Raw genomic sequence first — 9500 nt, 5'->3', positions numbered from 1 at the left:
CAATCAACAGAGTGTTTTTAATTAGGAAAAATGTTTTATAAATTTTTTAAAAATTGAGCGCAGCTTGGCAGACTCAAAGAATTGCTCGAGCTTCGCTACTATCATATAAAGATAAAGAGTGGAAGCGAAACATTTAGCCAGGATGAAAATGTGTAGTGCTATAACTTTGTTTGACCTCCCTGTTGATTGGAGCGGAGGGCACCGACTCCTGCGGGATATAGAGGTCACTGGAGACCCCGCAGACGCCAAAGCGCCGAGGAGGCTCCAGGACCTCCCCGCGGAAAGCGAGTGCCCGGAGCGGAAATCAACTGGCCAGGTAGCAGAGAGAATCAATTCAAAAAACGATATTAAGAAAAAAACCCTTCTAGACCAAAGAAGGGCAGTGCTAATGGCTGCCCTTCTTTTTCAATAAGTTATCTGACAAACTTTTCGACTTCTTTGGTAATGCTTCCGTCATTATCGACATTTAGGTGCTTCACTGTCATTTCTGTAAATTCACTTTGTAAAACTTGGGACAGCAATTTGCCTTGTCCTTTTTCAGTGAAGCATATGACTGACGGACCGGCGCCGCTTAATGCCACCCCAAAAGCCCCATTGGATTTTGCCACTTGTTCTACTTCTTCATAAAAGGAAATTAGTGGTTTGCGATATGGCTGATGGAAGAGATCCTGCTCCATCATTTTTCCCGCTACTTCCCAGTTTTGACTTAAAAGTGCCGCGACCAATAGATTTGCCGTCGATGAGGCTTCTATTGCCTCCTGCCGTGAAAAAGCTTCCGGAAGAACATCACGTGAATCCTTAGTCAATAAGATCTCTTGCGGAACTGCCACTACCAATTCAAAGGATAAGTTTGCAAAGTTTAGGATGTCGACCTCATTTTTTTGATAGCAGCCAATGACAAGCCCACCATAAATGGATGCACCAACATTATCCGGATGCCCCTCCATTTCTGTAGCAATGAGGAGCTTTTCCTGTTTCGTTAAACCTAATCCTCCAATACGGTCGGCAAGCTCAATTCCGGCAACGATGGCTGAGGCGCTTGAGCCTAATCCTCTTGCTAATGGAATCTCACTTTGGATTGTTACCTTACATGGAGACAACACTTTCCCATATTTCTCAGCCGTTTTAATAGCTACTTGGCCGATAAAGTGCTGTTCATCATTCGGAAACTGCTTCAATTCATCTGATGTAGAATAGAATTCCCAGCGACTGCTGCCTTCCACTTCTAATGTTAAATATAAGTCGAGTGCCAAGCCAATAGAATCAAAGCCGGGCCCAAGATTGGCAGTGCTTGCCGGAACCTCGATAATAAATCGATTATTTAGAGGCATTCAGGACAACCCCTCGAATATGTTCTGTAACGGCTTTTTCATCATTTGGCAGCTGTACCGGTTTAATGAGACTAGTTTTAATGGCAGTGTCAGGATCCTTCAAGCCATTTCCTGTCACAACAGCAACAATTTTTGTTCCTGCCGCGATTTTTCCTTTTTGGATGCTTTTATACACTCCGGCAAGGGAAGCAGCTGAAGCAGGTTCGACAAAAACACCTTCAGAAGAAGCCAATTTTTTATAAGCAGCTAAAATTTCTTCATCACTGACTTCATCAAATATTCCGTCAGATTCCTGTACAGCAGAAACGGCTAAATCCCAGCTCGCCGGATTTCCAATCCGAATCGCGGTTGCAATCGTTTCAGGATTTTCAAACACGCGGTTGTGTACTAGTGCAGCAGCACCTGCCGCTTCAAAACCAAACATTCGCGGCAATCCGGTCCCCTTCTTGTCTGCAAATTCCTTAAATCCTTTCCAGTAAGCACTAATATTACCGGCATTTCCAACTGGAATTGCTAAAATATCTGGTGCAAAGCCGAGCTGGTCGCAAACCTCAAAGGCTGCTGTCTTTTGCCCTTCAAGCCTAAAAGGATTGACTGAATTAACGAGTGTTATCGGTTCTTCCTCACTAATATTGCGAACCATTTGCAGCGCCTGGTCGAAATTCCCTTCTATGGAGATAATCTCTGCTCCATACATCATGGCTTGTGCCAGCTTGCCCATCGCAATTTTTCCTTCAGGAATCACGATGATACATTTTAAGCCTGCGCGAGCCGCATAAGCTGCTGCAGCGGCAGATGTATTCCCTGTTGAAGCACAAATGATCGTCTTGCTTCCTTCCTCTACCGCTTTGGCGACTGCCATTACCATCCCGCGATCCTTAAAAGATCCTGTTGGATTTGCACCTTCAAATTTCACATAAAGCTCAACATTCCATTCCTGTGAAAGACGTTCAAGCTTGATTAATGGCGTATTTCCTTCATGTAAAGTTAATTTAGGAGTTTCATTGTTAATTGGTAAATATTCTTTATATGCTTCTAATAATCCTGGCCATCTCATCACGATTTTCGCACCACCCGATATGCACTTTTTACTTCCTTCACCGCTTGTATATCATATAATTCTTGTAAAATTTTATCATAATTTGTTAATGAAGCATGGTGAGTCACTAGGACAATTTCTGATGTTTCATTTTTCTTTATTGGCAGCTGAAGTATTTTTTCGAAGCTGACTCCATGTTTAGCAAACACAGAGGTAATATCAGCAAACACACCAACCTCATCTTGTACATGAATGCGTAAGAAATATTTAGAATACTTTTCGCCATCATCCTTTAGGAGCTTAGCGTATTGCGGAGTCACAGCGCTTTTTCCATTTACTCCGAGTCTCAGATTTTTAATGACGCCGACCAGGTCTGAGACAACAGCTGTTGCAGTCGGCAGGCTTCCTGCTCCAGGGCCATAAAACATCGTTTCCCCAACTGCTTCCCCGTAAACATATACTGCATTGTATTCATTTTGAACAGAGGCGAGCGGGTGATTATTGGACAAAAAGGTTGGGGCTACACTGACCTCTACTTTTTCACCTTCCCTATGGGCATAGCCAATCAGCTTCATCGTGTAGCCTAATTGTTGTCCATAACGTAAATCTTCTTCAGTAATGTTTGAAATACCGCTCACTTTAACATCTTCTAAATCAATATGCATCGAAAAACCAAGCGTCGCTAAGATGGTCATTTTGCGGGCAGCATCTAGTCCTTCAACATCAGAGGTTGGATCAGCTTCGGCAAAGCCAAGTGACTGTGCTTCTTTAAGGACCTCTTCATATGACCTTCCTTCAGTGCTCATTTTGGTTAATATATAATTAGTTGTCCCATTAACAATTCCCATCATTTGGGTAATACGATCTGAAGCAAGCCCGTCAACTAAGCCTCTTAGGATTGGAATACCGCCGGCAACGCTAGCTTCGTAAAATAAATCACATCCATGTTCAGAAGCCACGGTTAATAACTCTGATCCATGCAAAGCCATCAAATCTTTATTGGCCGTCACCACATGCTTTCCTTGACGGAGCGCACTAATAAGATGATCTTTTGTATCCTGCACACCCCCCATTACCTCAATGACCACATCAATTTCATCATCATTAAGGATATCGGCAGCGTTTGAAGTTAAAAGACTTGCATCGACTTCTACGGATCTCGCTTTATGTACGTCTTGTACGAGGATTTTTTTGATGACAACCGGACAACCCACCTGATGCATTAATTTATCCTGATGATTTTTTATGATTTGCACGACACCACACCCAACGGTGCCTAAGCCTAATAGTCCAATCGATATTGCTTTCATGATTTCCCCTCCAGTTCGTGTCCTTATGTCGCGCACAAATGTATTTGTATAGTAGACATTATATGACTCTCTTTATTTTTTTACAATAGATTAATTTCCTATTTTTATTATGTAATCGCTTACTACAGCGCCATTTCTGATTTCTTGTTTTTAATAAAAATTTTTCTTTAATAAAAGTGAAATTTTTTTCTACTTTATCCCTTTACAATTCTGAATGGATGGTTGTAGAATAATCCCTATATTCGATTTAAATTTTGAAATTTCTCTTAATTCTAACTATAACATGTGATGATGAAGACGGCATTAAGAAATGGCTTCAGAGAGCCGGTGGTTGCTGTGAACCGGTGCTTTTTTCTTAAATAGCCCAGCCCTTCTGAACTGGCTGCTGAAAGTATTAGTAGGCTAGCCCGGTTAAAACCGTTACATTTTTTCGAGGCTGCAGCTATTTTTGCAGCAAAAGAGGGTGGCACCACGTTCCTTTACGTCCCTCATAACGCGACTACTATGTCTGTGTTATGAGGGACTTTTTATTTAATTTTGAAATTGAAAGGATGGTTTCGATGTATAAAGTGCTAGTTACTGATGGAATCAGCAATACGGGTTTAAAGAGTTTAATAGAACATCCTCATTTTGTTGTGGAAAGGCAGCCGACCCTTTCAACGGAGGAATTAAAGAAGATTATTGGTGACTATGATGCCTTGATAGTGAGAAGTCAAACAAAGGTAACGGAAGAACTGCTTCAGGCAGCTAATCGGCTTCGTGTGATTGCCAGAGCAGGTGTGGGTGTCGATAATATCGATGTTAATGCAGCAACTCGTAAAGGGATTATCGTCATTAACGCGCCTGGTGCAAATACGATGGCTGCAACTGAACATACTTTGGCGATGATGCTTTCATTAGCGCGAAAAATTCCACAGGCCCATCTAAAAACTGCAGGAGGCGAATGGGACCGCAACTCCTTTAAAGGAGTTGAATTATACAAAAAAACCCTTGGTGTTATCGGCATGGGTAAAATCGGGACAGAGGTGGCCAAGCGTGCCAAAGCCTTCGGCATGAATATTTTGGGATTTGACCCGTATTTAACGGAGGACAGAGCGAAAAAACTAGGCATCACAAAAGCAAGCCTTGATTTAATTGCTCAGGAATCTGATTTTATAACCATTCATACACCGCTGACAAATGATACACGTGGAATTATTAATGATGAATATTTACGAAAAACGAAAAAAGGCGTCCGATTTGTCAACTGTGCCCGCGGCGGTATTATTGACGAAAAAGCCTTAGTCCGGGCGATTGTGGCAGGACATGTAGCTGGAGCAGCACTCGATGTATTTGAAAAAGAACCGGTAGCAGACCCAGAACTGCTGCAAAATCCAAATATTATTGTCACACCACATCTAGGAGCATCAACTGTTGAGGCACAGGAAAAAGTGGCCGAAGAAGTTAGCGCCGAAATTATTGAGATTTTTGAAACTCAATCGATTAAAAATGCCGTTAATATGCCGCAAATGTCAGGTGAAACACAGGCAAAGCTGCAGCCATATTTGCTGCTTGGCGATCAAATGGGCCAGTTAGTTATTCAGCTATTGAAAAAGCAGGCACCTACTAAAATCGAAATTAATTATTACGGCGATTTAATTGATGAAGATACAGAACTATTGACCAGGACCTTGTTAAAAGGTGTGCTATCCTATCATTTAAGTGATTCTGTTAATCTAATCAATGCTCTTCATCTATTAAAGGAGCAGGGAGTTTCTTATAATGTGCAGAAAAATGCTACGAATAAAGGGTTTGCCAATTTCATGGAACTAGCTGTTTCTAATGGATTTGAAACCGCCAAAATTGGCGCAACCGTGTTAAACGGTTACGGTGCGCGTATTTTAAAAATTAATGAATACCGGATTGACGTGAAGCCAGAAAAATATCTGCTTTATATCAAGCACCGGGACGTACCGGGCATGATCGGCAAGGTTGGCTCACTATTAGGGGATTACCAAATTAATATTGGTACGATGCAGGTTGGACGAACGACTGTCGGCGGAGAAGCAATCATGGTATTAACCTTGGATAAAGCTTTAAAGGCAAATGTTCATGATGAACTAACGCAAATTGATGGACTCGAGGAAGCACAATTACTAGAGTTATCGAATGTGGATTCGTTTGAACCTGGCAGGATTGAACCGGAGAAGGTGGAAAGTATTTAATAGAAAGAGGGATTGCGCTTGTAGGTGCAATCCCTCTTTTTTTAGCTTTTCTTTTAAATGTTGGCTGTTTTTCTATGGATTGGTGCTTATTACCGAGCACCAACTGCATAAAAACCATTCCCTTAGTGTAATATTACATCCAATTTACTAAAGAATCGGTTTTATCGGCGAATTTAACAAGTTTATCGGCGAATTTGTGATTTTATCGGCGAATTCAAACACTTTATCGGCGAATTTTCTATTTTATCGGCGAATCACCCAAGAGAGCCATGTTTAAGAAATAAGCTTTGATTTATAAAATACTTCTCAAATCAAGTACGGAATCCAAAATATAATCCGCCTTATGCTTCTCAAACTCACTTCTTGCATCTTTTCCGGATAATCCGGTTAAAACCGCGGCAATTTTGCAGCCCATTTGTCTGGCAGCCAGAAGGTCAGCTAAAGAATCTCCCACAATTAAGACCATTTCACCATTTTCAATTGGCAATGGAAGGCTTAAACATTCTTCAACCGATAATTCTTTACGATGGAAACCATAAATATATGTAAACGGATGCGGCTTTGATAAGGCTTTCCGCTCTGTAAGCTGTTTTTCCGCCTTGAGGACATCGTCTTCTGTAACTATTCTATTCCTCTCAAATTGCTTGAGCCAGTTTAGATGCTCGAAAGGCTGGATGGTTTCAAGCTCAGGCCTTCCAGTACCAATTCCGATTTCATAACCATTAGTGCGCAGGAATTTGAAAAGTTCAGCAATTTCTTCTTGAGGGGCTAATGTGGATTCATTTGCCAAGTAACCTTTTTTACCTGTTTGCACAGACGGCCTGCCTGTAGATTCGAGAACATTTTCGTCACCTACATACCATTCTTGGGAAACATGTTCACAAATAGACCATAGCTCATCCTTCCCCTTAAAAATAGACGTTTCCACACCAAGCTTTTCACCAGCAACCACATTTAAATAATCCATGAGCTCCTGCTTCGTCGCATTGGACCGTTCAAAATCTCCAACAAACAAATTAAAATCCGGTTCTGCATTATAATTACTTAACACCCTGCCGATCTCTAAAAGTGTTTCTCGATTGATTGGTGCCTGACACCATTGGCTGATTTTTTCGGATTCTGTGTCCTTAATTTGGGACAATAAGTGGATAAGTTGATAGCTGAATGCTAAGTAGATCATGTCCCAGTTAGCGTTTAAGCCGCGTGATTTCATAAATTTAAGGACATTGTCGTGATCAAACACACGCTCTCTTATTTCCTTTACTTCGAATTCACTATAATCCGTTTTAAATTTTTCAGGTGACAAGGCTAAGTAGTTGCAGCTTATTAACATCTCCCAAACAGTTAAAGCTGAAGCATCAAAATAATGCTCCTCACTCAAAAGTACACCATCTACGTCAAATAAAATGGTTTTAATCAACTTCCCCACCCTCATTTCCAAGTATGCATTTATACGCTATCGTAACACAGCAATCGAAATAATATAAAGTAATTTATCCAATTATACAAATATTAATAAGGGATTGACTTTCCAAATAAATTTATGTAAATTTAATTGCGTACAATTAAATAGACCGGGAGGCATTGGACTTTTGAACTCTGAAGATTTATTAAAACTTGATAATCAGTTATGTTTTGCAATATACGCTTGTTCTAGAGAAATAACCCGGTTATACCGGCCAATATTAGATAAGCTCGAACTAACCTACCCGCAATTTTTAACATTAACGGTTTTATGGGAGCATGAGCGGCTGACTGTCAAAGATATTGGCGAACTCCTTTATTTGGACAGCGGCACTTTGACACCGATGCTAAAACGAATGGAAGCGATGGACCTGTTAAGCCGCGTCCGGGCAAGTGATGATGAGCGCAAAGTATTTGTAGAGCTGACCTCAAAAGGCATTAAACTTAGAGAGGATGCACTTGAACTGCCTGAAAAGTGTATTCCTCATTTCGGCCTTGGGAAAGGTGAATATACGGACTTACTTTTTAAAATGAATCAATTAATCGGAAATCTGCAAAAAGTAACGAGATAGTTTGGAACCAAACACTAAAAAACAAGCCGTGCAGGTGGTTAGCTCACTACACGGCTTGTTTTCTATTGGTTGTATTGACTATATAAACCCCTTCCCCCGCGACTAAGGCATTTACATTCTTCGTGTGAAAACATGTATTTAGAAGTCTAAACCGATGGAAATATATTTTACTTCTAAAAACTCTTCAATTCCGAAATGTCCGCCTTCACGGCCCAGACCGCTTTCTTTATAGCCGCCGAATGGAACCTGAACGGCGGAAGGCAGGGCATCATTTAGTCCGATGATTCCATACTCCAGCTGCTCCGTTATTCTAAAAGAACGGCTTAAATTTTCTGTATATACATAGGCAGCTAATCCGTAACAGGAGTTGTTTGCCCGTTCAATGACTTCCTCTTCTGTTTTGAAAGTAGAGATTGGTGCCAGCGGACCAAAAATCTCGTCCTTCATACATTCCATCTCGTCATGGATATCGGTTAATATTGTAGGGGCATAGAAATAGCCGGTATCTTTAGCAGGTTTCAGCCCGCTATAGGTGACTTTTCCACCCTTTTTAAGCGCATCGTTTACCAAACTTTCTACTTTCTTATAAGCAGCTTTATCAATTAATGGGCCGATATCCGTTCCCTCTTCAAGCCCGTTGCCGACTTTAAGATTCTCTAGTTCCGCCTGAAAAAGCTTAATAAATTTATCCGCTACGCCTTCATGGACATAAACCCGGTTCGTACAAATACATGTCTGGCCGGCATTGCGGAATTTCGATTGCACCAGGCCAACTGCCGCTTTATCCAGATTCGCATCCTCCATGACAATAAACGGGGCATTTCCACCAAGCTCAAGTGACACTTTTTTAACATTTTCAGCCGCGCCCCGCATTAACATTTTTCCTACTTCAGTTGAGCCCGTAAAGGTTATCTTCGTAACACGCGGGTCCTTTAACCACACATCCCCGATTTCTGAGGATCTGCCGGTAATGACATTAATGACACCATTAGGGATGCCAGCCTCATGAGCAAGCTCCGCCATTTTGAGAGCAGTAAGAGGTGTTTGCGTGGCCGGCTTTACGACGACTGTACAACCAGCTGCGAGCGCCGGACCTACTTTTCTGGTAATCATCGCAGCAGGAAAATTCCATGGAGTAATCGCTGCTACGACACCCACAGGCTCTTTTCTGACAAGAATCCGTTTATTTGGATGAGATGCGGGAATGGTTTCCCCATAAATCCGTTTTCCTTCTTCTGCATACCAGGAGATAAACCCGTTGGCATACTGGACCTCACCAAGAGCTTCCTTCAACGGCTTTCCTTGTTCAATTGTCATGATTCTAGCAATCTCATCTTTATGTTTTTCTATTAAATAGAACCATTTCATTAACAGCTGATAGCGTTCATCCGCTGTTTTTTTCGACCAGGGCTTAAAGGCTTTATGGGCAGCATCAACGGCCTGTTTGGCTTCATAGGCACCACCAGTCGGTACAGCCCCGACTACTTCTTTTGTAGCCGGATTAATGATTTCTGTAAAAACCTCATAATCACTGCCAATCCAATCTCCATTTAAATACATTGGATAGATTTGATATTTTT

7 protein-coding genes and 1 other annotated feature are annotated in these 9500 nt (G+C 41.5%); of the genes, 2 read left to right on the top strand and 5 right to left on the bottom strand.

Translation table 11 applies throughout. The features are described 5' to 3' along the window. Window positions 1-413: 413 nt before the first annotated feature. The 3 genes from thrB to V7161_RS01400 are packed head-to-tail and all read right to left on the bottom strand — an operon-like array spanning window position 414 to window position 3680. Window positions 414-1331 carry a homoserine kinase gene (gene thrB, locus V7161_RS01410; RefSeq protein ID WP_335441942.1) on the bottom strand — a complete coding sequence of 306 codons (918 nt, stop codon included), beginning with the start codon at window positions 1329-1331 and terminating at the stop codon, window positions 414-416. Further along, window positions 1318-2388, bottom strand: coding sequence for a threonine synthase (gene thrC / locus V7161_RS01405; RefSeq protein WP_335441964.1), 1071 nt, complete (start codon window positions 2386-2388; stop codon window positions 1318-1320). Before thrC ends, thrB begins: the two co-directional genes overlap by 14 nt. Next, window positions 2388-3680, bottom strand: coding sequence for a homoserine dehydrogenase (locus V7161_RS01400; RefSeq protein WP_335441941.1), 1293 nt, complete (start codon window positions 3678-3680; stop codon window positions 2388-2390). Before V7161_RS01400 ends, thrC begins: the two co-directional genes overlap by 1 nt. Before the next feature lie 279 nt (window positions 3681-3959). Then, window positions 3960-4172, top strand: a binding site (T-box leader). Between the two features lie 68 nt (window positions 4173-4240). On the opposite strand from V7161_RS01400, the gene serA reads away from it, so the two are divergent. Continuing rightward, window positions 4241-5884: a phosphoglycerate dehydrogenase gene (serA, locus tag V7161_RS01395; RefSeq protein WP_335441940.1), complete on the top strand. Its 1644-nt coding sequence runs from the start codon at window positions 4241-4243 to the stop codon at window positions 5882-5884. A gap of 292 nt (window positions 5885-6176) precedes the next feature. Here serA and V7161_RS01390 read toward each other — a convergent pair whose 3' ends face one another. Continuing rightward, window positions 6177-7313 (bottom strand): HAD family hydrolase, encoded by a 1137-nt coding sequence (locus V7161_RS01390; RefSeq protein WP_420491544.1) that lies wholly within the window; start codon window positions 7311-7313, stop codon window positions 6177-6179. A gap of 163 nt (window positions 7314-7476) precedes the next feature. Between V7161_RS01390 and V7161_RS01385 the strand changes: the two genes are divergently transcribed. Next, the gene (locus V7161_RS01385; RefSeq protein ID WP_335441938.1) at window positions 7477-7920 is read left to right on the top strand and encodes a MarR family winged helix-turn-helix transcriptional regulator; all 444 of its coding nucleotides are present in this window, start codon (window positions 7477-7479) and stop codon (window positions 7918-7920) included. Window positions 7921-8058: 138 nt separating this feature from the next. Here the strand turns inward: V7161_RS01385 and V7161_RS01380 are convergent, their stop codons facing one another. Beyond that, complete coding sequence (locus V7161_RS01380) at window positions 8059-9480, bottom strand: NAD-dependent succinate-semialdehyde dehydrogenase (protein ID WP_335441963.1); 1422 nt, start codon at window positions 9478-9480, stop codon at window positions 8059-8061. Window positions 9481-9500: the final 20 nt, after the last annotated feature.

Source organism: Neobacillus drentensis, assembly GCF_036965425.1.
GTDB lineage: Bacteria > Bacillota > Bacilli > Bacillales > Cytobacillaceae > Neobacillus > Neobacillus drentensis_F.
The sequence above is the reverse complement of the archived record's forward strand: the minus strand, read 5'-3'. Positions and strand labels throughout refer to the sequence as shown.